We start from the raw sequence: 22,512 nt of genomic DNA, 5'->3' as shown, positions 1-22,512 counted from the left end.
CGGCGATACGATACTACGGCGCCGCGGCGAGCTCATCCCAGTTCCAGCGGCACGAAAAGCCGCGCGTCGCCGCGCTGGACGAGCAGGGCAAGGTACTTGCCGGCCTGCTCGGCCAGTTCGCGGAGCTGCTCGGCATTCCTGATCGGCTGCCCGTTCGCGGCCAGGACGACGTCGCCGGGTCTAACGCCGGCCTTGGCGGCAGGTCCCGCCGCCCGTTCGACGACCAGTCCGCCGGACACCTCGGCCTGCTGGCTTTCCTCGGGCGTCAGCGGCCGCACCGCGAGGCCCAGCCGACCCTTGGGCTCGGTCATGGGAGCCTCTTCGGCAACGGCGACGTCTTCGAGTGCGCCGACCTGCACCTTCAGCTCGCGGCTGGCGCCATTGCGCCAGACCGTCAGACGACCCTCCGTTCCCGGTTTGAGGTCGGCCACCCGCGGTGGCAGTTCGCCGGACGAGCCGATCGAACGTCCGTCCAGCTCCGTGATGACATCGCCCGGCTCGATGCCGGCCCTGGCGCCGGGGCCGTCCGCCTGCACCGAGACCACCAGTGCGCCGGCGGGCTTTGCCATGCCGAACGAATCGGCGAGCGCCTGATTGACGTCCTGGATGGCAATGCCAAGCTTGCCGCGGCTGACCTTGCCGTGTTCGACGAGTTGCTGCTCGACCTTCAGCGCGACGTCGATCGGGATTGCGAACGACAGCCCCTGATAGCCGCCGGTGCGGCTGTAGATCTGCGAGTTGATGCCGATCACTTCGCCTTTGAGGTTGAACAAGGGCCCACCGGAGTTGCCCGGATTCACTGCCACGTCCGTCTGCAGGAACGGCACGTAGCCTTCCTCGGGCAGCGAGCGTGACTTCGCCGAGATGATTCCGGCGGTGACGGTGTTCTCGAAACCAAAGGGTGCGCCGATCGCGACCACCCAGTCGCCAACGCCGCTATCGTCCGGATTCCCGAGCTTGACGGCCGGCAGTCCCTGGGCTTCGATCTTCAACAAGGCGAGGTCGGTCGGTTTGTCGATGCCGACGACCTTGGCCGGAAACTCGCGCTTGTCGGTCAGCTTGACGGTCACCTCGGATGCTCCGTCGACGACATGCGCATTCGTCATGATCAGGCCATCAGCTCGGATCACGAAGCCGGACCCCATGCCCTTGGCCTGGGGCGCTTCGTCCTGTGGCATGGGGGGCTGGAAGTGCCGGAAGAACTCGGACAGCGGCGGTTCGCCGCCGAACGGGGTCTGACCGCGCGCGCTGACTTTCGTGGTTCCGCTGACACTGATGTTGACGACGGCCGGACCGCTCTCGACCGCGATGGCCGCGAAATTGGGTAGGGTGGCCATGGCCGGGCGGGACGGCGCGGATTGTTGGGTCGGTGCGGCAATCTGCCTGATGGCGGTCTGCGGCGCATCATCGCGGCTGAAGTAGACCAGGCCACCCGAAACGGTTGCGGCGACGGCAGCAGCAATCAGGGTTTGTTGTAGAACGGGGTTTGCCATGGGTGTCTCCCGAAGCAGGTTGTTGCGACGGGGTACACGATAGCGATGCCTGGCTTAAAGCCAGCTTAAGGCGGTCTCGCGTGGCGTAAATGCGTGGCGCGCGTGCCGACCTCGGGGTTCAGCCTCCGGGGCGTTGGCCTTGCGTATGCGGGAACAGTGGGAAGCGCACGCGTACGCTCAGGCCACCGGCGGGCGAACTACCCAGTTCCACGCGCGCACCGTGCCGGTCGGCGATCGACTTGACGATGCTGAGGCCGAGACCGGTGCCCGTTTCGCCGGTACCGGTGCCCCGGTAGAAGCGGTCGAACACGCGCTGGCGTTCCTCGGGCGGGATGCCCGGTCCATTGTCCGCGACATCGAGCACCGCATCGGGCCCGGAGACCGTCACCGCGACGTCGACGGCGCCGCCGGCCGGGGTGTAGCGCAAGGCATTGTCGACCAGATTCCGCAGCAGGATATGCAGGCTGTCTGCGTTCCCCTCGATGACGGCCGCGTCGTCCACGTGGGTCACGCCGAGATCGATCTGCCGTTCCTCCGCGGCGACCGCATGCTCGGCGACCGTCGAGCGGGCCAGCGCACCAAGGTTCACCGGAACCTTGGTGCGGTTGGTGAGATCCGGATCCTGCCGTGCCAGCGTCAGCAACTGATTTACCAGATGAGTTCCCCGGCGGACACCCGCCTGCAGGTCGTCGAGTGCGCTCCGGCGTTCGTCGTTGTTGGTTGCACGTTCCAGCATCTGGACCTGCAATTGCAGCGCGGCGATCGGCGTGCGGAGCTCGTGGGCGGCGTCGGCCACGAAAGCCTTTTGCGCGGCCAAGGCTTCGTCCAGACGGTGCAGCAGGTCGTTCAGCGACTGGACCAGGGGCATGACTTCCTCGGGCGTGTCCGTGACCGGAAGCGGTTCCAGCCCGCTGGGGCTGCGCAATGCGACGGCCCGGGCGAGGCGCCGAAGCGGGGCGAGTCCTCGACCGACGATGACCCAGATCAGCAGGCTGAGCACCGGCAGCAACAACAGCATGGGCGTCAGCACGCGGGTCACGGCGGCCAGTGCCATGGTGTTCCGCACCGTCATCGGCTGGGCGACCTGTATCAATTGCAGCGGCGTCCGCGTCACGTAGACGCGCCAGGCGCCCTCACGCGTCTCGATCGTCGAGAACCCGAGTTCGGAGCCGACCGGCAGGATCTGGTGCGGGCGCGAGAAATAGAGGCTGACGCCGTTGGGGCCCCATACCTGGATCACGAAGTCTGTTTCCCCTCCATCGTGGCCGTGAGGCACGAACCCCGGGCCCCACACCTGGTCACCGACCGAGAGCGCGAGCTGGCGGAGCTGATAATCGAGGAGTTCATCCACTTCCTCGCGCGCTTCATGGTGGATCGCGGTGCCACCCAGCAAAACGGCCAGCGCGATCGTCCCAAGCAGGGCGACGGTCAGCCTGCGACGGATCGACGTCACGGCTGCTTCGGGATCAGGTAGCCGACACCGCGCACGTTCCTGATCCAGCCTGCGCCGAGTTTGCGGCGCAGCGAATGCACGTAGACCTCGACCGTATTGCTCTCGACCTCTTCACCCCAGCCGTAGATGCGGTCCTCGAGTTGCGCTCGGGACATCGGAACGCCGGGGTTCTCAAGCAGTGCCGTCAACAAAGAAAACTCCCGTGCAGATAGGGTGACCGGAACCCCATCGAGTTGTACGGCGTGGGATGCCGGGTCGACGTGGAGGCTCCCATGCTCGATGAACGGGGTGGGGCGTCCGCTGCGCCGGCGGGCCAGAGCCCGGATCCGGGCGTTCAGTTCGTTCAGGTCGAAGGGCTTGACCAGATAGTCGTCGGCGCCGGCGTCCAGCCCGGCGACGCGGTCGGGAATTGCGTCACGCGCGGTGAGGATCAACACCGGCGTCTGATCGTGCCGGGCGCGCAGGGCTTGGAGTATCGCGAGTCCGCTCTTGCGCGGCAGGCCCAGATCGAGCAGCAGCAGGTCGTAGACGCCGTTCCGCAATGCCAGTTCCGCCGCGAGACCGTCCTGCACCCAATCGACGGCATAGCCTTCCTGGCGGAGCGCGCCCTGAACGCTCTTCCCGATCATCGGGTCATCCTCGGCAATCAGTATGCGCACGGAGGCAATGCCCTATTTCGTGTTGTGCATGCGTGTCTCCCGTCCGGGCCACGCGCCAGGCCCGGCCGCTGCGCGGGTTGTCTGAGATTATTCTCGCGTTCCCTGAGCGGATTTCCGTGTGGGACAGCGGAAAGGCATATCAGATATACTGCTTGGACCTTCATGACAGATTTTGCCATCGTTTACCGCTTGGGGGCGGGTACTGATCAGCGTCCATCGGCACCAGCCGCAGGCCGCACGCCACTCAATACCGTTGCCGACATCCGTTGTGCGACGCTTCCGGCGCTCCTGTCCCAGTCACGGTGCCCGTCATGTGGTTGGGTTTACCTTAATCCTGACCTTGGCATTTTCAGTCAATGCCTGCAGGCCCGCCCAGCCCTTTGGGGTTTCTCTTCGCAGACGCCGTCCATTGGCTTCGCACGGGGTGGCGAACTGGGTTTTCGATCGACGCGGTCGGTATCCATCGACTGAGCTGCCGCGGCCAGCCTCATTATACAAGATGCTTTTCCGAATAGAGGAACGACATAGTGCTTAACGTCAAGAGAGTGGCTCTGAACACCGGTGTAATGTATGTGTATTTGATCATAAATACACTGGTGGTTCTCTATACCTCACGAGTCACACTGCAGGCGCTAGGATTCGTCGATTTCGGTATCTTCAGCGTCGTCGGTGGCGTGGTCCTGCTCCTCAAGTTTCTGCAGACGACCATGACGGGTTCGGTACAAAGGTACCTCAACGTCGAAATGGCTCAGAACAGGCCAGAAGGCGTAAGAAATGTATTCAATGTTGCCTTCTCGATCCATCTGGCTATTTCTTTTTTGGTCTTCGTAATAGGTGAAACGGCTGGATTCTGGTTTCTTAGGACTTACCTCGTCATTCCTCCCGAACGACTGGTGGCCGCAGAGTGGGTCTTGCATTTCACTATCTTGACGTTTATCTGCACCGTGATGACCGTTCCATGTTCCGGTATTTTCAGCGCCCGGGAAAACATGATCGGAACAGCGCTCATAAATCTCGTAGCGACCTTCGGCAAGCTTGCCGCAGCGATTGCACTGCTGTCAACGCAGCACGACAAACTGCAACTCTATGCCGTCCTGGTCTTCGCAATCTCGGCAGCGACACTCCTGGTCAACTATATCGTCTGCTGGATTTTCTACAAAGAGAGTCGCTTTCGCATCGTCAGGCAGAAAAAGCTCTATCGCGAACTGGCCGGGTTTGCCAGCTGGAACGTGATAGAAAATCTGGCCACCATCGCAAAGACTCAGGGCACGAGCATTCTGTTCAACACCTTTTTTGGACCCGCCGTAAATGCGGCAAACGGAATTGCGACCCAGATCAATGGCCAGGTTCGGACGTTTTCGAGCATGATCAATACGGCTTCGAACCCGCAGATCGTCAAGACCTATGCAAGCAACGACAGGGTCTCGATGTACAAGCTGGTATTTCAGGCTACGAAGATCAGCTTCTTCCTGATGTTCACGATGTGTCTCCCCCTGTTGTTCGAGATGGATCTGATCCTGCGCCTATGGCTTACGCGGGTTCCTGAGTACACATCGGAGTTCTCCCGTCTGATACTTATCGATGCGCTGTTCGTCGTGCTGTCGTCGACCTTGTTGACCGTCGCGAGAGCGACCGGAAAGATCGCGAAGATACAGGTGATTGTCGGGGGTATGCTGCTCCTTAATATTCCCATCGCGTATCTGCTGTTGAAGCAGGGAATGCCGCCTTACTCCGTCTTTTTTGTCAGTATTGGATTGTCCTTGATGGGCTTGATTGCTCGCATGGTGCTGCTCAGAAAACGCGCCGGATTCAGTGTCCGGGCATTCTCCGGACGCGTTCTGGTCAGGCTCGCGTTTCTCGTCATGATGACGGTGGTCCCGGTGATCGCTTTCAACCTTTACGTCCCGGATCGGCAGGCCCAGCTTATCGCCAACCTGGCCGGGGCGCCGCTGTGGTCGGTGCTGGTGATGTGGTTCCTCGTTTTTCAGCCGGGCGAGCGCCGCTATGTGATCGCCGGGATCGGGAAGGTGCTGGCCAAAGTGACCGGGAAAGGGCGCCGGCGCGCGAAGAAGACGCCGAACGACGAATCGGAACCGGAAGGCTGAGGGTGTTCGTAGGGCTGGTCCGATCGCGCTGATCCCCTGATCCGGGTCGGCTGGGCTGTCCGGTCGGTACTACTTGACGACCACGGGTGTCCATTTACGGGGAGGATCCTGGAAATAGGCCTGGTAGGCGTCCTTGAACCGACTGAAATAGCGGGTGGTCGGCTTGCCTTGTTCGGTTTCTGCATCGACCCGGTAGAGGGTCCGCCCTTCGATGGGGTTGACGACGATGGCCAGAGCTTTGCCGTCCCTGACGTCCAGCAGGTGGAAGAATTCCTGGTCGAAGTCTTCGAGTCGGACCAGTGCCTTGCTCTTGATGTAGTCGTCGAGTTTCATAGGTACCTGCCCCATCAGTGGCTTATGGTCGGTTATATCACAGCGGACGGTCGTCCGGACTTCAGGGTCTCCTACGGATAATGTGACTTGGGCGGGCGTCGAGTCGTCGCGATGTGCCGAAAGCCGCTCCCGGCAGGCGGTGAGGGGCTCCCCTATGGCCGCGATTTACGCTGTGCCGACGCCCGGGCGCCGGGCGAGCATCGCGCAGGCCTCGCAGCAAAGCGATTTCCAGCCCGGTGTTGGCAAAGCAGGTCATGGCGATCGAACGTGCTCCCGACAGGCTGGTCCAGCGTTACGGACGACGATCCTCGGCGAAGGCGCCAGTGCCTCGTGCCTCTAAGGTATCATCCCCGGCCGTGCGGGACCTAGCCCACAGGCGGGTGCGCACGGTTAACGGATCAAACAATCGCGACGGACAAGGTATTCGGTGACGAACCGGGAACAATGGGTACATCAGGCGCAGCAAGCCGCCCGCTGGGCGCGTGACCTCCTCGCGCGTGTGCCATTCTCCCGCTTGCGGCCGTTCTGGCTGGCGCTGCATCGGGGGCTGGCATTGAGCGTGGGCGTCCTGTTCGTCGTCATGGGCTTGACCGGCAGTCTGAACGTCTTCCACAACGAACTCGACCGCTGGCTGAACCCGCGACTGACGGTCAACGAATCTGGCGCGCGGTATCGTTCGGCGGACGAACTGCTGGCGGCGGTCCAGGCGGCTCACCCGCGACGCTTCGGCAGTTGGACCCTGGTCATGCCGGAGCGGCCGGACGGCGTGGTCACCGCCTGGTTCGAAAAGCCGGCCGAGACCTATGACGAGTTCTATGCGCCTCTGATGGTTTCGGTCAACCCGTACACGGCCGAGGTTGTCGCCAGCCGGTTCTGGGGAGACACGGTGATGACGTGGATCCTGAAACTGCATGAGGAACTGTTCATGGGGCGCTTCGGCCGCACCGTCGTCGGCTGTGTGGCCGCGCTGTTGCTGGTCTCCCTCGCCACCGGCCTGACACTGTGGTGGCCGGGCCGTGGACGCGTGCGACAATCCCTCAGGATCACGTTGCCGCCCGCCCATTCCAGCCGCCTGCTGTTCGAGATCCATCGCGCGGCCGGTGTCTACGGCGCGTTGATTCTCTTCATGGTGGCCCTGTCGGGGCTGCACCTGGTCTTCCCGGAATGGCTGGAGTCGGCTTTCAAATCGTCCAGTGCGATGGGGGACATCCACGATCGACTCGACGTCAAGAGCGAGGCGATACCCAACAGCAACCCGGTTTCCCTCGGTGCGGCGTTGCTCATCGCTCGCGGGCTCTTCCCCAAAAGCCCGGTGCAGCGGTTGATCACGCCAGACACCTCCACCGGCTCGCACCAGATCTGGTTCGGAACGCCCGGCCAGGCTTCGGCAGCAGGCACGGCGGCCATCGTCTGCGTCGACCAGTTCAGCGGCCATATCCTGCACGTGGAGCGCGTCACCCCACGACCGGCAGGTGACGCTTTTCTGAACTTCATTCGCGCGCTACACACCGGGCAGGCGCTGGGCACGCCGGGACGCCTGCTGTGGAGTCTTGCCGGCTGGGTGCCCCTGGTGTTGTATGTCACCGGGATCCGGCGCCGGCGCCTGAGGCGAGCCTCGCAGCGACTCTAGCGTCGCGAAGGAGACTGGTCGGGGCACGAGGGCGGCCCGCGATCAATCGTTGAGGCTATGCGCAATCTGCATGCCCACGAGCCGCGCGACGAGGATGGCCACGTACATCTGACCCACGATCGCCTCGACGTAAGACAGCGTGCCGGCTACATGACTGTTCGGCAGAATCTCGCCGTAACCGACGGTCGACAGTGTGATGAAGCTGAAATATACGTAGGCGGCGATCCGCGGGACGCCGTCGCATTGCGGGGAGCCGCAATGATAGGAGTCGGGTGCGACCTGTTCGATCAGGAAGTGGACCGCGGCAAACGCAGTGCCAATCAACATGTAAACGCTGACGGCACCGTACAACAGGTTTGCCGTAACGCGATTCCGCTTCGAAAAAACGTCGCGTGCCAGCAGCCAGGTCACCAGCGACAGGAACCCGGTGATCGATGACAGAAACGTGATCAGCAGCCATCCGGCTGCATCGTGGCGCATCTCCGTCGCAATGCCGGATGAAACCATGATGACCAGCATCGCGGCGGTCAACAGGATTTGCGACCGCCGTTTGTAGGTCGCCAGCGTGCCGGTGATCAACACGGCGGCCATAATCGCCTTTTCGATCATGCGACCGGCCGGCCATACGGTGATGATCGGATAGGCCAGCGTCAACAAGATCAGCGCCAGCAACAGATAGGGGTAATAGGCCTCCCCGCTGGGAATCGGCGGCAGGCGGCGTCGCGGCCTCACCGGATCCGGTGCGGTGTTTTCCGTTCGTTCGGGCGGCACGGTGCTCATCGCCCCGTTCCGGAGGGTGGTGCCGCGGGGCGTTCGCGGCTGTCCTGCTCGCGGATCGCCGTCGCCACGTCGCGGCTGAATTTCAGCAGGGTGCGGTTCATGGCGGCGACGGTCGTCGGATAGGCGTCGTCGACCGGCCACTCCGCATAGCTGACATCGCGGCTGAGCAGTTCTGTCTGCCCGTCCGCCGTCAGCAGGCTCCAGCGCACGACGAATTCGGTCTCGCCGCCGAGCGTCCGGTCGAAGCGCTTGATGTCGGCAACGATCTGATAGGCGATCGCCGTGGCCCGCTTCCAGGGAAAAATCACGACCTTACGACCCCCCAGGTTTTGGGAGACGGTATCCGCGATCACCTGTAACGCGTTGTCCTTCAGCGGCTCGGCCCAGCGCTCGAACTCTGCCAGATCGAGTTCGTTCTGCCCGGAGCGCGTGACGATCTGCGGCCGGTCGAGATAGCCAGGGAACTGCACCGGCCCGAGCCCGATGGCAGCAGCCCCCGCGGGCGCAGCCTGCGCTGGCTTGCCCGATCGCACCGGCCCCGCCAGGACGTAGAAGCGCGGTTCGGGACTGGTGCACCCGCCCGTGACGAGCGCCACGCCGACGAGCGCGAGTGCCAAACGATGCCGTGTCTTCATTTCTTTGCTCCCTGTCCGCCCTTGCCGTACACCAGTGACTCCGGATGCCGTTCCAGATAATCCGTCAAGGTCCGGATCGAGCGGGCCGCCACCGCCAGTTCTTCCAGCGCGTTGCCGATATCGACGGCCATGGGGGCATTCGGTTCGATCTGCTCAAGCACTTTCACCGCGCTGCCCAGGCTCTTCTCGACACTGCCGGTCAGACTTACGATTTTCGCGTCGGCCGTTTTCATCAACTGCCGCGAATCCTTGAGCGCCGCGTCCAGGGAACGGATGGTTTCGCGCCATTCCGGGGCATTCGTCAGGCGATTCGTGCCTTGCACGGTTCCGAGCAATTCCTGCCCGATCTTGTCCAGCGGCAGCTTCTTGAGATTCGCGACGATCTCGGTGAGGCTTTTCTCCAGCTCCGCGGCAACCGAGGGCAAGGTCGGAATCTCGGGATACTTCCCGCCGTACTTCAACTGGGCGGGCGCCTGATCGGGATAGAAGTCCACGTCGACGTAGAGCTGCCCGGTCAGCAGATTGCCGGTCTTCAGCCGGGCCCGGAGGCCGTGGTCTATCAGCGCCTCCATCGCGGGACGCCGGCCGTGGGCGATATCGGCGGCATGGTCGGCGATGAACTTCTTGACCTCGGCTTCCGCACCGTAGGGCACGAGCCGCTCCGGATCGAACTCGACGATGACCGGGATGCGGACCCGGTGTGCGTCGAGGTCGAGATCGAACTTGATGTCCGTGACAGTGCCGATCCGAATGCCGCGTATTTCCACGGGTGCTCCCACGCTCAGGCCGCGCACCGAGTCGTCGAAATACAGCAGGTAAGGGTGGCGCATCGTATAGGAACCTTCGGCGATGCTCGAAAAGTCCTTGTGCAGCCAGAAGTGAGCGCCGGCCGCGCTGGGTTCACTGGCCGGATCGTTCAGACTCCCGGTTTCGAAGGTGATGCCGCCGCCGAGCAGGGTCGTCAGCGACCCCACCTTCAGGCTGACGCCCTGCGCGCCCAGCGACAGGTCGATCGCATTGAGTCGCCAGAAATGCGTATGTTCGCGGACCAGTTGATCGTAGGGCGCATCGATGAAGATTTCGGCTTGCACGCGTTGGTGGTCTTCCGACAGGCGGACATCGACGACCTGTCCGACCTGGATGTCGCGGAAGTAGATCGGCGTGCCGTACTTGAGCGCGCCGGCCGTGTCGCTGTCCAAGGTGAAGCTCTTGCCGGGCGTTTCGGCGCTGATGCGCGGCGGCTGTTCGAGGCCGGTGAAGCGGTCTCGCGGCTTGCCCTCGGCGAACTCGACGGCAATGTAGTTGCCGGCCATCAAGGTGTCGAGTCCCGACACCCCGCTCAGCCCGAACTGCGGCTTTACGACCCAAAAGGCGGTACCCTCGCCCAGATGCGTGGCGATATGTTTTTCCATCTTGGCGGTGACAATCACCTGGCTCAGATCGTCGCTGAGCACGATTGTCTCGATCAGCCCGACCTCTATGTCCTTGTACTTGATCTTGCTCTTTCCCGCTTCCAGCCCCGGCGCCTCCTTGAAGGCAATGCGGATCGTCGGTCCCTGTTCGCTCAGCGTCCGGTAGGCCAGCCATCCGCCGAGCACCAGGGCCACGAGTGGAATCAGCCAGACCAGCGGAAGACCCTTGCTGGTTTCTACCGGGGCTTCCGGTAAGCTCTCGTCCGACAAATCGTTCTCCTCGCGCTTCCGGCTTTGTTGCGGTTCATCAGTCATTCGAGTCTTCCTGGCAGTCCCAGATCAGGCGGGGGTCGAAGCTCATGGCCGCGAGCATCGTCGTCACGACCACGCCGCCGAAGGCGACCGCCCCCGGCCCGGCTTCGATTGTGGCCAGCGCGCCGAGCTGGACCAGCGTGACCAGGATGGCGATCACGAAAATGTCGATCATGGACCAGCGGCCCACGGCCTCGGTCAGGCGATACAGAACGGTGCGCTCGCGGGGGCGCCACTTCGAGCGCCGCTGCACGGAGATCAACAGATACATCAGTACCAACAGCTTGAGTACCGGAACCGTGATGCTGGCAAAGAACACCAGCAGGGCGAGCGGCCACATGCCGCCGATCAGGAGTTCCTTCACGCCGCTGAGGATCGTGTCGGGCTCGCCGCGGCCGGACATCACGACCGTCATGATCGGGAGCAGGTTGGCGGGAATGTAGAGAATGGCGGCCGTCAGCGTCAGCGCCCAGGTGCGCGCCAGACTGTCGGGTTTGCGAGCGTGCAGTGGCGCGCCGCAACGCGGGCAGCGCTCCGCGTGGCTGAGGGCACCCGGAGCCGGCCGGGAGACCTTGCGGCAGCTGTGGCACACGAGCATGCCCTGGCTGCGGGCGGTGGGAAGACCCGGTGTCACGAGTGGTGTTCCAGCTTTTCCCATACGGCCTGGTCATCGAGGGAGGCATCGGTAGCGGCCATCGTCACGATCATCGCGGCGAACGCAAACAGTGCCGGACCGGCTTGTATGGTGGCCAGATCGGCGAGTTTCACGATGGCCACCAGAATGCCCAGCATGAACACCTCGGCCATGGCCCAGGGGTGCGTGATCTCGACCAGGCGAAAGACGAAGACGGCACCCGGCACTCTGCGGCTCATCCGGAGAGGACCGAGCACGTACAGGACCGAGAGGATTCTGAACAAGGGTGCCGCGATGGTCACGACGAATACCAGCGCGGCCACTTCCCAGTAGCCCTGTTCGTACAATTGATGCACGCTCGACAGGATTTCGCCGGACTGTGCGCGCCCCGCTATGTTGAGGCGGAGCAGCGGGTAGACGTTGGCCAGCACGAACAACACCGTGCTGGTCAGGGCGAGGGCCAGCGGGTACTCGAGTCCGTGCCGCTTCCGCTCGGCCAGCAGTGCCCCGCAGCGTGCGCAGCTGGCCCGTTCGCCCGGGGCGAGGCGCGGCGCCCGGTAGATCGCGTCGCAGTCCAGACACGCCACGACGGACAGCTCGGCCAGCGTCGTGGCGGGGGTTCGGTGCCGCGCGTGGGAAGGGGCTGGAACAGGGTTTGGCACGGCGCCTCAGTTCAACCGGTTCTTGACGAGGCGTCCGCCCTGGATGATCGCGGAGAGATGCCGGCCCTGATGCCGCAGCAGATCGATGTCGAGCAGGGGATTGCCGTCGACGACCAGCAGGTCGGCAAGTGCTCCGGCGCGGATCACGCCCAGTTCGCCGTCCATCTGCAGGACTGCAGCCCCGTTCGCCGTTGCCTGGCAGATGACCTCGAAGTTCGAGAGGACCCGCGAGCGCAGCGCGAACTCGTCGCTCTGCCGCACATGCAGCGGTCCCAGCAGGTCGGAGCCATAGGCCATCGTGACGCCGGCCGCCTTGAACCGTTCCAGAGAGGCGAGTCCGGCGCTGCGGACGGTTTCGATCTTCGCGACGCTGTCGGGCGGGAAGCCGAGTGCCGCGCCCTCTTCGGCGAGTGCGTCGTAGGTGACCAGCGTCGGGACCACAAAGCTTCCGTGCTCGGCCATCAGTGCGGCCGTCTCGGCGTCGACCAGATTGCCGTGCTCGATGGTGCGGATGCCGGCTTCGACGGCGCGGCGGATGGAGGCTGCGGTGTAGGCATGTGCGCAGACGTAGGTGCCGGCGGCCGCAGCCTCCTCGACGATGGCGCGCAATTCCGGCATCGAGAAGCCAAGAAAATGGATCGGGTCGGTCGGCGAGGCGATGCCGCCGGAAGCCATGATCTTGATCTGGCGCGCACCGGCCTTGATCTCCTGACGAACGGCGCGGCGGCAGTCGTCGACCCCGTCGACGACCCGTCCCAGCACGCCGAGGCGGCGGCAGCAGGCGCAGCCTTCCGCCTCCCGTTCATCCCAGCGTCCGCGGAAATCGGCATGTCCGCCGGTTTGCGACAAGGCCCGCCCGGCGATGAACAGCCGCGGTCCGGGGATCAGTCCGGTTTCGATCGCAATGGCCAGTCCATGGTCGGCGCCGCCGACGTCGCGGACGGTCGTGAAGCCGCGTTCCAGCATGCCTGACAGAATCGGCATGGCCTGATAGGCGAGCAGCGTGTGCGACAGGCGCGCATTGGCCCCGAGATCGAGCAGGGTTGCCGTGACGTGGACATGGCAATCGATCAGGCCCGGCATCAGCGTCCTGCCGCCGAGGTCGAGGACGGTTGCGCCAGCGGCCTTGATCGGGCCCGGCGCGACCTCGCGGATGCGGTCGCCTTCCACCACCACGTCGCAGCCTTCACGCCGCTCGGGAAAGGTGGCATCCAGTACCGCGGCGTTGCGCAGGATCAGGTACATCGGCGCACATCCCGATGGCGCCGGGTCGCGAATCCGGGCCGCCTGTAGGGCTGCTGCGTCCCCCCGACTCGCATGCGTCAATCCGGATGCAGCAGGCTGATTACGGCGAAGGCCGCGCCCTGGCGGTCCTGCAGCACACAGAAGCGTCCGACACCGGGAATGTCGCGCGGCTCGACGCAGACGGACCCGCCGAGTTCCGCGGCCAGGCCGGCGGTCTCGTCGCAATCGGCCACAGCGAAATAGGCCAGCCAGTGCGGCGGGATCAGTCCCCATTCGGGCTGCAACTGCAACATCCCGCCGGCGGCGTGGTCGCCGTTCACGAACTCGGTGTAGGGAACGTCACCTGCGTCGCTGTGGCTTGCCTGCCAGCCGAACAGGCGCGTGTAGAAGGCTTCGGCGCCTGCGGCGTCGTGGGTCTGCAATTCGTGCCAGCACGGCGCGCCGGGCTCGTTGACGAGCGTGGCCCCGACGTGTTTGCCGGGTTGCCACAGGCCGACGATGCCGCCCGTCGGATCACGGATCACCGCCAGACGTCCGGCATCCCCCACGTCGTGAGGGGGACTCAGCAAGGTCGCGCCGAGCTCGACCGCTAGCGTGGCCGTCCCATCCGCATCGGACACCGAGATGTGCGAGGCCCAATGCGGCGGTATGTGCTTGCCCAGTGCGTCCGGTCCCAACTCGTGCAGTGCGCAGAGATCGAAATCTCCGTGCCGGCATACCGTATAAGTCATGCCGGGCATCACCGGGCGCTCGTCGAATTCCCAGCCGAACAACTCGGCATAGAACGCCCGGGCGTCGATGAGATCCGAAGTGGCCAGGTCGACCCAGCAGAAGGTGCCTGGCGGGTAGGATGTCATGACAGTCATCGGGATCTCCGGAACGCGGTTCGTTGGCTTGGCGCAGCGCTTGGGTGTTTGCCGCTTCACCTGATTCTATCAGGCCCGCCGCGACATCCGCCCACGCCGCATCGAAAAGCGTCGTTCGCGAACAGGAGACCCTCGCAGTCCGGGGGTGCCGTCATCGCTGATCGGGCGGCCCGGGAGCCGACTCCTGGGAAGGAAAATCCGTGCCGCACCGAATTGCGATCGCCGTCAGGGTACCCGCGCGATCAAGCGCAAAGGCGCGCCGCTGCCGCCGGCGATCTTCATCGGCAGCCCGACGACCCAGGCTCCGGTGGCCGGCATACCGTCCAGTCCGGCGACGTTTTCGAAGATGGGGATGCCGGCCCGGGCGAGAACCTGATGGCTTTCGAACAAGGTCGACTGTCCGTAGTCGATACTCGCGGTGTCGAGGCCCACGGCCTTTATATGGCGCTGCTCGCTGAGCCAGCGCGCGCCGTCGGGAGCGAGGCCGGGGAAGTGAAGCTTGGCGACCGCCGCCGGGCCCTTTTCGGCAGTGCCGAGGTATTGCGTGGCGTTGGGCCAGTACCGTCCGAAACCGGTGCGCAACAGCACGATCGTATCCGGCGGGATCGCACCGTGTTGCCTTTCGAAAGCGGTGAAGTCGTCGATTCCCACCTGGTAGTCGCGACTGCCGGCGGCTTTGGCCGTCACGTCGACAACGACGGCTGGGCCGATGAAATGGTCGAGTGAAACGCGGTCGATGGTCGGGGCCCCGTCCGCGAAATGAATCGGCGCGTCGACGTGCGTCCCGCCGTGCTCGGCGGCACAGAACTGGTTGGCGCTGTAGTGGTAGCCCTTCTCGGTCGTGCCGTCGAACACCGTTTCGAGCTGGAAGCCCTCGGCCGTGGGCCAGTAAATCGTGTCCTTGCCGAAGGCGTGTGTCAGGTCGATCCAGTGCCCGCCTGACCCGGCCGGCCAGGGCGGTTGTGGTTGCGAGGCACACCCTCCCAGTACCAATGCCAGCCATAAGGGTCGGGCGAGATGGGTAATGCGCATGGCGGCTCCTCCTGATTTTCGCGCATGGTAATGCATTGCCCGGGCCTGCGACATGGTGCGGCCGTCCGGTTCACAAGCGCCGCGGACTTCGGCAAGATGGCGGGGTAAGTTCCCATATCACCCGCTTCGGCCCGACGGGTGACACCAGCGCCCGACTGATAAGAAGAACAGATCGATGCCGGAACAGACCCTTGCAATTATCCTGGCCGGCGGCATGGGGCGGCGCTTGCACCCCCTGACCGCGGAACGCGCGAAGCCGGCGGTGCCTTTCGGCGGCAAATACCGCATCATCGACTTCACCCTGTCTAACTGCCTGCACTCCGGGCTGCGCAAGTTGCTGGTCCTGACCCAGTACAAGTCGCATTCGCTGCAGAAGCACCTGCGTGACGGCTGGAGCATCTTCAATGCCGAGATCGGCGAGTTCATCACGCTGGTGCCGCCGCAGATGCGCACCGGGCAGTCCTGGTATTCCGGTACGGCGGATGCGATACGCCAAAACCTCTATCTGCTGGAGCGTTCCAACGCGGCCTGCGTCCTGATACTGGCCGGCGATCACATTTACCGGATGGATTATGCCGCGATGGTGCGTTTTCATCGGGAGCTGGGCGCCGACCTGACGATCGCGTGCATGCAGGTTCCGCTCGCAGAAGCCAGCGCGTTCGGGATCATGTCCGTCGACGACCGGCACCGGGTGTGTTCGTTCGACGAAAAGCCCCAACACCCCGCGCCGTTGCCGGATGATCCGTCGCAGGCGCTTGCGTCCATGGGGATCTATGTGTTCTCGACCGAGGTGCTGTGCCGCGAATTGCGCGCCGACGATGGCCCGTCTGATGCGCGCCATGACTTCGGCAGCGATCTGATTCCGGACCTGATCCGGACGCATCGGGTCTGCGCCTACCGATTCGGTGGCGCATTGGGCCGCGTGATCCCCGACCGTTACTGGCGCGACGTCGGAACCATCGAGTCGTACTATGCCGCCAACATGGACCTGCTCGCGCCGCTCCCGCCCATGAACCTGTACCAGCCGGACTGGCCGATCCGGACTTACCACGGCCAGCATCCGCCGGCCCGCATCAGTCAGGGCGCGTCGGGTCGCGAGGGGCGATTGGTGAACTCGATGCTGAGCAGCGGCACCGTGATCTGTGGCGGTTCCGTGGTGCGGTCGATCCTGTTTTCGCGCATTCAGGTCGACGAGGATGCCGTGATCGAGGATTCGATCCTGTTCGACGGCGTGCAGGTTGGCGCCGGCGCGCGACTGCGCCGCTGCATCGTGGACAAATACGTGCGGATTCCGCCGGGTGAGCGCATCGGTCACGATCCGGCGGCCGATGCGGCACGCTTCACCGTCTCGGAATCGGGCATCGTCGTGGTGCCCAGGGACTACCGGTTCGATTGAGCAAGCGGTGCGGATGGTCGACCGACCCGCTAGTCTTTGGGGCGAAGCGGATCACTGAGTGGATGAGGACGCCATGACGAAGAAGCGCGAACCCCTGTGGCAACTGATGGGCCTGCTGTTCCGTGCCCATCCCTGGCACGGCGTGCCGATCGGCGAGGACGCACCCCGCGTGGTGACGGCTTATATCGAGATCGTGCCCAGCGACACCGTGAAGTACGAACTCGACAAGGCCAGCGGTCTGCTGAAGATCGACCGCCCGCAGCAGTTCTCCAACGTTTGCCCCTCGCATTACGGGCTGGTGCCCCAGACCTACTGCGGTGAGCACGTCGCCGAGCGCCTGCGCCTGCGCACCGGCAGGACCGGGTTCGTCGGCGATGGCGACCCCCTCGACATTTGCGTGCTGACCGAGAAGGTGATCCCGCACGGCGATATCCTGCTGCGCGCGATTCCGATCGGCGGGCTCAGCATGATCGACGGCGACGAAGCAGACGACAAGATTCTCGCGGTGATGGAAGGTGACGCCTCGTACGGCGCCTGGCGGGATGTCGAGGACTGTCCGGCGGCCTTGATCGAGCGGCTGCGGCATTACTTCCTGACCTACAAGAATGTGCCGCATGAGCAGCCGGCCAAGGTCGAGATCACCGAGGTCTATGGTCGCAAAGAGGCCCTCGCCGTCATCGAGGCGAGCCATCAGGATTACCTGGCCCGGTTCTCCGACATCGAAGGCCTGCTGACCGCCGCGCTGCGCGGCTGAGACCTGCCGTTTTCCTCAGGGGGAGGGGAGCGGGCGTCCGGCGCGATCATGACCGAATTCCGAATCCCGATCTTCCTGCCAACGACACACCTTCCCGAGCCGACACCGATGCCGAATCGTTCTTTTGAAATTTTGTTGCTGACGCTCGCCTTGGCGATCGGCTCGACGAGCCACGCCGAGACCGCCTTCTATCGGGGCACGATAGGCGAAGGCATCGGCCTCACGGTCACCGCGGGCACTGCCGCTGAAGATTCGGGCGCCGTTCGCTACGACGCCAGCGGCTCGCACGACTTGTCGTTGCAGATCACCTCCAAGCCGCAAGGCGGCTTCGAATGGAAGGAAACGCTGTACGCGCGCGACGGCGACGCCAAACACACCGGGACGTTTAGCGGGAGCCTGTCCGCAGACGGCAAGCAGGCCCGGGGCAACTGGCGGACGCCGGATGGGAAGAAGAACCTGCCGTTCGTGCTGGAACGCGTCGCCACGCTGCCGGAAATCCGTAGTCCCGACGTCGATGTCTCGGTGCGCTACCCGCAGTTCGACGATCCTCATTTCGGCAAGTTGAACGCGCGCCTGGCCGGGGAGGCTCGCCAGCATCTGCGCGCCGATACCGAGTGGGTGCTTGGTATCCGCAAGGAAGTGCAGGCGGTGCGGACACCGCCGGCCACCGCCGAGGATCTGGCGCGGATCAGCCGCGGCCGGTCTTGCGACATCGAGTTCGCGCGTCCGGAACTCGTCAGCCTGCTGTGCAATGAATACGAATACGCCGGCGGCGCGCATCCCAATACCGAGTTTTCGACGCAGAACTACGCTATTGCTCCGGATGGCGCTGCCCGGCCGATCGCGCTTTGGGATATCCTGCAACAAACGCCCGGCGCGGTCGATCAGGTGTCGAAGGGTCTGATCGACGATCTGAGGCGTCAGCGGGCCTCGTTCGTCCGGGACGGCAGCATCAAGGATTTCCGCAAGGAACTGACGCAAGGGCAATTCCCGTTCGTCGTCGTGCCGGCCGGGCTGGCTTTCGAGTTTGCACCCTATGCGGTGGGGCCGTACTCCGACGGCGGCTTCCGGGTCGTGCTTCCGAACCGGCAGCTCGCCCCGTTGTTTCGCCGCGACGGTCCACTGGCCGAGCGCGCCGCGAGTCGCTGAGTCCACAGGGTCCGGTCGTCGCGGCGCCGGCTGATAGCCCCGAATTGATCCGAACCGATACCCACTGATGTTCTTCCGACAACTCGAATACCTGGTCACGCTGGCGCGGGAAAAGCACTTCGCGCGCGCGGCGGCGGCCTGCCATGTTTCCCAGCCGGCCCTGTCCACGGCGATCCGTCATCTGGAGGAAGAACTCGGCGTCACCATCGTCAAGCGTGGCCGCCGCTTCCTGGGCTTCACGCCGGAAGGCGAGCGCCTGCTGGCCTGGGCGCGACACAGCCTGGCCGCCCTGTCCGGGCTGCGTCAGGAGGCCTCGGCGGCCTTGCACCACCTGACCGGCTTGCTGCGGGCAGGCACCGTGCCGACCGCCGCGGCCGTGATGTCCCTGCTGACCCGTGCCTGCCGCGAGGCCCATCCGGACCTCACGCACAGCATCCAGTCGCTGTCGAGTCTGGAGATCCTGCGCCGGCTGGAGGAATACGAGCTCGACGTCGGCCTGATGTACCTGGACGACATCGATACCGAAGGCTTTCGCGTCCTGCCGCTGTATCACGAGCGCTACATGCTGCTGGCGCCCGAGGATGCCCGCAAGGCCTACTGTGCCGAGGTCAACTGGAAGGACATCGCGGGCTTGCCGCTGTGCCTGCTGACCCCGAACATGCAGAACCGGCAGATCGTCAACAGCGCCTTCCGGCGGGCGGCGGTGCAGCCCTACGTCGTCGTCGAAACCGACTCGATGACGGCGCTGCTGGCTCAGGTGCGCCATGCGGGCTTGCACAGCATCGTGCCGCACAGCCTGCTGGGCCTGGCCGAGCCGCCGAAGGGGCTGGCCATGGTGCCGCTGGTGCCGGAGTTCACACGGCGCATCGGCCTGATCACGACCCAGCAGGAGCCGCCGGCGCCGCTGCCGGCCGCGATCTGGGCCATTGCCGAGGGCCTGGACCTGCAAAGCCGCTTCGAACCGGCGCCTCCCGAGGAGGTTTGGGCGACGCCATAAGTGCGGTTCGTGCGCCATGCGCACGAAATTATTCGGCGCCGCCGCGCCCGTCGGTAAGCTTCGGTTGACGAGGAAAGCCTAGGAATTCCGGTAGTGGGGGCTGACGCTCAATCCGACGGGTCGTTTGTGGTAGGTTAGAGACGTTAACTGCATGACGGGAGGCAGCGCCTTCTGCGCTTCGCAACAAGCCGCTCCCCGCCAACAGCCGGATGACAATCTATCTGAAGGTTATGCCAACCATCTGCATTTTCTACGGCATCGCAATTCAGATGTTCTGGAATGAGCATGCTCCGCCCCATTTCCATGCCCTCTACGGTGAATACGAGGCACTCATCGATATCCAGAAGCTGGAAGTCATGCGGGGCACTCTGCCGCGACGGGCGCTCAACCTGGTGTTGGATTGGGCGGAACTGCATCAACGCGAATTACTCGAGGACTGGGAACTGTGCATGCATCTCAAGCAGCCGAAGCCGATTCCACCCTTGACATAAGGCCCGTGGCGCCGTGGCGCGTCGCAAAGGCAGATGCCGGGGCAGACTTTCGCTTGTCGGTGTCGTTCATGGACGGCCTGAGCGGAATCATCGATTTGCGCGACTGGCTGCATTCCAGGCGCATCGACGGTACGATTTTTGAACCGTTACGGAATGAAGCGTTCTTTCGGCAGGTACGGGTCGATCTTGGCGCTGTCACTTGGCCCAATGGGGCCGACTTATCGCCTGACGCCATGTATGACGCCATCCGGCGGGACGGGTGCTGGGCACCGAACTGAAGGGTGCCAGGGCTTTGAGTCTGCAACGTCGGTGACAGCAGTTCGTGCGCATAGCGCACGCTTATCTCTCGATTCTTCGCTTCGCAAGGGGCAGAATCCCCGGCTGATCACCGGGAGGGTTGCGGGGAAGCCGTGCGCACGGAATCATTCCGTGCCGCGGCGCCGGTCGGTGAGCTTCAGTTGACGAGAAAAGCCTAAAAATTCCGGTAGCTTACGGGCTTTCTGCAGGGGGGCAGGATGCAGGGGACATGCGTCTTTCGCGGTAGGCCGCGAGGGCGCTCCAACACGCAGAAGGAATGCGGTCGGTGGAACACATCGAAGCGATAGAGAAGCGGCTCTGGCGAGCGGCCGACACCCTGCGGGCCAACTCCAACCACGCGAGCAACGACTACTTCCTGCCGGTCATGGGGCTCGTCTTCCTCCGGCATACCTACAGCCGCTACCTCACCATCAAGAGCCGTAGGCTGGGTTAGCGTAGCGTAACCCAGCAAAAGCAGTAGGTTAATTGAATCTGCCGAGGCTTGGAATGCCCTCTTTTCGCCCCCCTTCTCTTGAAGTAAAGGGACCTGCATGTGGCATGACGACAGGCTTGGCCGCTGTCATGCGGGGCGATGTGGCGCAACTGTACATGCCCAAGCTGCTGAACTAACATCGGGCCAACGACTTCTTTCGAGTTCGCGGCATGGAAACTCTGAGACAACGACCGGCATGCGGATTCACTTACGGCGACTACCGGCTCTGGCCGGAAGATAGGCGGTGGGAATTGATCGACGGTGAGGCTTACGACATGAGCCCCGCCCCGACGCGAACGCATCAAACACTGGTGGGTGAGGTTTTCCGGCAGATCGCCAACTATCTGGACGCCAAGCCCTGCGAAGTCTATGTGGCGCCGTTCGACGTGCGCCTGCCGGTAGGCGATGAAACGGACGATCGGATCAATACCGTGGTGCAGCCGGACATCGCCGTGATCTGCGATCCATCGAAGCTGGACGAGGCGGGTTGTCGGGGAGCGCCGGACTGGATCATCGAAGTGCTGTCTCCGGCGACCGCCGCCAAAGACCAGGTTCTGAAGCGCGATCTCTACCAACGGCACGGCGTGCGCGAGTATTGGCTGGTTCATCCCACCGATCACATACTGACCCGGTATCGCCTCGAAAATGGAGGCTTCGGTCCCGCCCTGATCGAGGAGATGCGCGGCGCAACGGTCGTGGACAGCATGCCCGGACTGGAAATTTGCTGGGATTTCTTGACCGCGAAAGGGGCAATCGGGGGCTGACTCCGCTGTTACGGCTTCGCGCGGCACTGCGGTTCCGAAGGAACGCTACGCGATCTGGTCCAGCGAACTCTGCACGCCTTTGCCGCCCTTGTTCAGCACGTGGGTGTAGACCTGTCCTGAGCGACGCCGAAGGGCCTGTCCTGAGCGAAGTCGAAGGGTCATCGAAGTGCTGCCGTCCTTGTGGCCCAACAGCTCCCGCACCGTCCGTATGTCATAGCCGGACTGCAGCAAATGCGTTGCGAACGAGTGCCGCAGCGTGTGGGTGCCGACCCTCTTGGAAATGCCGGCCCGTTCGGCGGCCGCCTTTACCGCTTTCTGCAGGCCGTTCTCGTGCAGATGATGACGCCGCACCGCGCCCGAGCGCGGGTCGGCTGAAAGTCGCCCGCTGGGAAAGACGTATTGCCACCGCCAGTCCTTGGCGGCCTGCGGATACTTCCGCGCCAACGCGTCCGGCAGATAGACCTCGCCGAAGCCCTCCGCCAGATCGGCCTCATGCAGCGCCTTCACCCGGTCCAGGTGGCTGGTGAGCGGCGAAGCCGCCTTCTGCGGTAACGGAACGACGCGATCCTTGCCGCCCTTGGCGTTGCGTACGGTGATTTGCCCATACCCGAAATCGAGGTCCTGCACCCGCAACCGGGAGCATTCCATCAGCCGCATCCCGGTGCCGTACATCAAGGACGCCATCAGATGGTGCGTGCCCGAGAGTTGTCGCAGCAACAACGCCACCTCGGCCTGCGTCAATACCGTCGGTACGTGTTGGGGCCGCTTCGCGCGTGTGAACTCGCCGATGTCGAGATCCGAACGTCCCAGCGCTTCCCGGTAAAGGAATACCAGCCCGTTCAGGAGCTAAAGTCGGAACTGGTGTACGAGCGTGGGGTGATGGCTTGAGCGGGTGGCGTACCCTGCTGACAATTCGGTTG

Annotated in this window: 22 protein-coding genes and 1 pseudogene; 10 read left to right on the top strand and 13 right to left on the bottom strand. The window is 63.9% G+C overall.

From position 1 onward, the window contains the following. Positions 1-32: 32 nt before the first annotated feature. The 3 genes from ACW73L_RS16485 to ACW73L_RS16475 all read right to left on the bottom strand — a co-directional run bounded on the left by ACW73L_RS16485 (position 33) and on the right by ACW73L_RS16475 (position 3,605). Entirely contained in the window at positions 33-1,493 is a 1,461-nt protein-coding gene (locus ACW73L_RS16485; protein WP_498923582.1) for a DegQ family serine endoprotease, read from the bottom strand. Between the two features lie 118 nt (positions 1,494-1,611). Next, a complete protein-coding gene (locus ACW73L_RS16480) occupies positions 1,612-2,946 on the bottom strand; it encodes an ATP-binding protein (protein ID WP_498923581.1) in 1,335 nt (444 codons plus the stop codon). Further along, positions 2,943-3,605 (bottom strand): response regulator, encoded by a 663-nt coding sequence (locus tag ACW73L_RS16475; protein WP_498923579.1) that lies wholly within the window; start codon positions 3,603-3,605, stop codon positions 2,943-2,945. The genes ACW73L_RS16480 and ACW73L_RS16475 overlap by 4 nt, the downstream gene beginning before the upstream one ends. Before the next feature lie 572 nt (positions 3,606-4,177). On the opposite strand from ACW73L_RS16475, the gene ACW73L_RS16470 reads away from it, so the two are divergent. After that, positions 4,178-5,710, top strand: a complete 1,533-nt coding sequence (locus tag ACW73L_RS16470; protein ID WP_498923577.1) for an MATE family efflux transporter — start codon at positions 4,178-4,180, stop codon at positions 5,708-5,710. A gap of 69 nt (positions 5,711-5,779) precedes the next feature. Here ACW73L_RS16470 and ACW73L_RS16465 read toward each other — a convergent pair whose 3' ends face one another. Beyond that, positions 5,780-6,043: a hypothetical protein gene (locus ACW73L_RS16465; RefSeq protein ID WP_498923575.1), complete on the bottom strand. Its 264-nt coding sequence runs from the start codon at positions 6,041-6,043 to the stop codon at positions 5,780-5,782. Between the two features lie 427 nt (positions 6,044-6,470). On the opposite strand from ACW73L_RS16465, the gene ACW73L_RS16460 reads away from it, so the two are divergent. Then, positions 6,471-7,673: a PepSY-associated TM helix domain-containing protein gene (locus ACW73L_RS16460; protein ID WP_498923573.1), complete on the top strand. Its 1,203-nt coding sequence runs from the start codon at positions 6,471-6,473 to the stop codon at positions 7,671-7,673. A 42-nt stretch (positions 7,674-7,715) separates the two neighbouring features. On the opposite strand, the gene ACW73L_RS16455 is transcribed toward ACW73L_RS16460, so the two are convergent. From ACW73L_RS16455 to ACW73L_RS16420, 8 genes are all read right to left on the bottom strand, one after another. Beyond that, positions 7,716-8,453, bottom strand: coding sequence for an ion channel (locus tag ACW73L_RS16455; RefSeq protein ID WP_498923572.1), 738 nt, complete (start codon positions 8,451-8,453; stop codon positions 7,716-7,718). Continuing rightward, positions 8,450-9,070 carry a PqiC family protein gene (locus ACW73L_RS16450; protein WP_498923571.1) on the bottom strand — a complete coding sequence of 207 codons (621 nt, stop codon included), beginning with the start codon at positions 9,068-9,070 and terminating at the stop codon, positions 8,450-8,452. Before ACW73L_RS16450 ends, ACW73L_RS16455 begins: the two co-directional genes overlap by 4 nt. Positions 9,071-9,084: 14 nt before the next feature. Next, positions 9,085-10,815, bottom strand: a complete 1,731-nt coding sequence (locus ACW73L_RS16445; protein ID WP_498923570.1) for a PqiB family protein — start codon at positions 10,813-10,815, stop codon at positions 9,085-9,087. Beyond that, positions 10,808-11,446 (bottom strand): paraquat-inducible protein A, encoded by a 639-nt coding sequence (locus ACW73L_RS16440; protein ID WP_498923569.1) that lies wholly within the window; start codon positions 11,444-11,446, stop codon positions 10,808-10,810. The genes ACW73L_RS16445 and ACW73L_RS16440 overlap by 8 nt, the downstream gene beginning before the upstream one ends. Beyond that, positions 11,443-12,033 (bottom strand): paraquat-inducible protein A, encoded by a 591-nt coding sequence (locus ACW73L_RS16435; protein WP_498923567.1) that lies wholly within the window; start codon positions 12,031-12,033, stop codon positions 11,443-11,445. The genes ACW73L_RS16440 and ACW73L_RS16435 overlap by 4 nt, the downstream gene beginning before the upstream one ends. 81 nt (positions 12,034-12,114) lie before the next feature. Further along, positions 12,115-13,353 (bottom strand): metal-dependent hydrolase family protein, encoded by a 1,239-nt coding sequence (locus tag ACW73L_RS16430; RefSeq protein ID WP_498923566.1) that lies wholly within the window; start codon positions 13,351-13,353, stop codon positions 12,115-12,117. 77 nt (positions 13,354-13,430) lie between these two features. Then, complete coding sequence (locus ACW73L_RS16425; protein WP_498923565.1) at positions 13,431-14,219, bottom strand: VOC family protein; 789 nt, start codon at positions 14,217-14,219, stop codon at positions 13,431-13,433. A 225-nt stretch (positions 14,220-14,444) separates the two neighbouring features. Further along, on the bottom strand, positions 14,445-15,251 hold the full coding sequence (locus ACW73L_RS16420) for a cyclase family protein (protein ID WP_498923564.1): 807 nt from the start codon (positions 15,249-15,251) through the stop codon (positions 14,445-14,447). Between the two features lie 169 nt (positions 15,252-15,420). Between ACW73L_RS16420 and glgC the strand changes: the two are divergent. From glgC to ACW73L_RS16380, 8 genes and pseudogenes are all read left to right on the top strand, one after another. Beyond that, positions 15,421-16,647, top strand: a pseudogene (glgC, locus tag ACW73L_RS16415) (glucose-1-phosphate adenylyltransferase); the annotation flags it as partial. A 73-nt stretch (positions 16,648-16,720) separates the two neighbouring features. Next, positions 16,721-17,401, top strand: a complete 681-nt coding sequence (locus tag ACW73L_RS16410; protein WP_129882782.1) for an inorganic pyrophosphatase — start codon at positions 16,721-16,723, stop codon at positions 17,399-17,401. A gap of 108 nt (positions 17,402-17,509) precedes the next feature. After that, positions 17,510-18,550: a DUF3298 and DUF4163 domain-containing protein gene (locus tag ACW73L_RS16405; RefSeq protein ID WP_498923562.1), complete on the top strand. Its 1,041-nt coding sequence runs from the start codon at positions 17,510-17,512 to the stop codon at positions 18,548-18,550. A 67-nt stretch (positions 18,551-18,617) separates the two neighbouring features. Then, positions 18,618-19,547 carry a LysR family transcriptional regulator gene (locus ACW73L_RS16400; RefSeq protein WP_498923560.1) on the top strand — a complete coding sequence of 310 codons (930 nt, stop codon included), beginning with the start codon at positions 18,618-18,620 and terminating at the stop codon, positions 19,545-19,547. Positions 19,548-19,777: 230 nt separating this feature from the next. Then, positions 19,778-20,038: a DUF4160 domain-containing protein gene (locus tag ACW73L_RS16395; RefSeq protein WP_498923558.1), complete on the top strand. Its 261-nt coding sequence runs from the start codon at positions 19,778-19,780 to the stop codon at positions 20,036-20,038. After that, positions 19,993-20,316 (top strand): DUF2442 domain-containing protein, encoded by a 324-nt coding sequence (locus tag ACW73L_RS16390; protein ID WP_498923557.1) that lies wholly within the window; start codon positions 19,993-19,995, stop codon positions 20,314-20,316. The genes ACW73L_RS16395 and ACW73L_RS16390 overlap by 46 nt, the downstream gene beginning before the upstream one ends. Positions 20,317-20,621: 305 nt before the next feature. Then, positions 20,622-20,789 (top strand): hypothetical protein, encoded by a 168-nt coding sequence (locus ACW73L_RS16385; RefSeq protein ID WP_498923555.1) that lies wholly within the window; start codon positions 20,622-20,624, stop codon positions 20,787-20,789. A gap of 209 nt (positions 20,790-20,998) precedes the next feature. Further along, positions 20,999-21,592 carry a Uma2 family endonuclease gene (locus ACW73L_RS16380; protein WP_498923553.1) on the top strand — a complete coding sequence of 198 codons (594 nt, stop codon included), beginning with the start codon at positions 20,999-21,001 and terminating at the stop codon, positions 21,590-21,592. Between the two features lie 45 nt (positions 21,593-21,637). Here the strand turns inward: ACW73L_RS16380 and ACW73L_RS16375 are convergent, their stop codons facing one another. Continuing rightward, positions 21,638-22,426, bottom strand: a complete 789-nt coding sequence (locus ACW73L_RS16375) for an integron integrase (RefSeq protein ID WP_498923736.1) — start codon at positions 22,424-22,426, stop codon at positions 21,638-21,640. Between the last annotated feature and the right edge of the window lie 86 nt (positions 22,427-22,512).

The organism is Methylolobus aquaticus (genome assembly GCF_054172105.1).
Note: the sequence above shows the minus strand (reverse complement) of the source record. Positions and strands in the feature narration are given on the sequence as shown.

Bases quoted from the DNA above. Each gene is read 5' to 3' on its own strand.
- ACW73L_RS16405 (WP_498923562.1), top strand. From the start codon at position 17,510: ATGCCGAATCGTTCTTTTGAAATTTTGTTGCTGACGCTCGCCTTGGCG.
- ACW73L_RS16400 (WP_498923560.1), top strand. From the start codon at position 18,618: ATGTTCTTCCGACAACTCGAATACCTGGTCACGCTGGCGCGGGAAAAG.
- ACW73L_RS16445 (WP_498923570.1), bottom strand. From the start codon at position 10,815: ATGACTGATGAACCGCAACAAAGCCGGAAGCGCGAGGAGAACGATTTG.
- ACW73L_RS16410 (WP_129882782.1), top strand. From the start codon at position 16,721: ATGACGAAGAAGCGCGAACCCCTGTGGCAACTGATGGGCCTGCTGTTC.
- ACW73L_RS16465 (WP_498923575.1), bottom strand. From the start codon at position 6,043: ATGAAACTCGACGACTACATCAAGAGCAAGGCACTGGTCCGACTCGAA.
- ACW73L_RS16380 (WP_498923553.1), top strand. From the start codon at position 20,999: ATGGAAACTCTGAGACAACGACCGGCATGCGGATTCACTTACGGCGAC.
- ACW73L_RS16420 (WP_498923564.1), bottom strand. From the start codon at position 15,251: ATGCGCATTACCCATCTCGCCCGACCCTTATGGCTGGCATTGGTACTG.
- ACW73L_RS16430 (WP_498923566.1), bottom strand. From the start codon at position 13,353: ATGTACCTGATCCTGCGCAACGCCGCGGTACTGGATGCCACCTTTCCC.
- ACW73L_RS16395 (WP_498923558.1), top strand. From the start codon at position 19,778: ATGCCAACCATCTGCATTTTCTACGGCATCGCAATTCAGATGTTCTGG.
- ACW73L_RS16485 (WP_498923582.1), bottom strand. From the start codon at position 1,493: ATGGCAAACCCCGTTCTACAACAAACCCTGATTGCTGCTGCCGTCGCC.
- ACW73L_RS16455 (WP_498923572.1), bottom strand. From the start codon at position 8,453: ATGAGCACCGTGCCGCCCGAACGAACGGAAAACACCGCACCGGATCCG.
- ACW73L_RS16425 (WP_498923565.1), bottom strand. From the start codon at position 14,219: ATGACTGTCATGACATCCTACCCGCCAGGCACCTTCTGCTGGGTCGAC.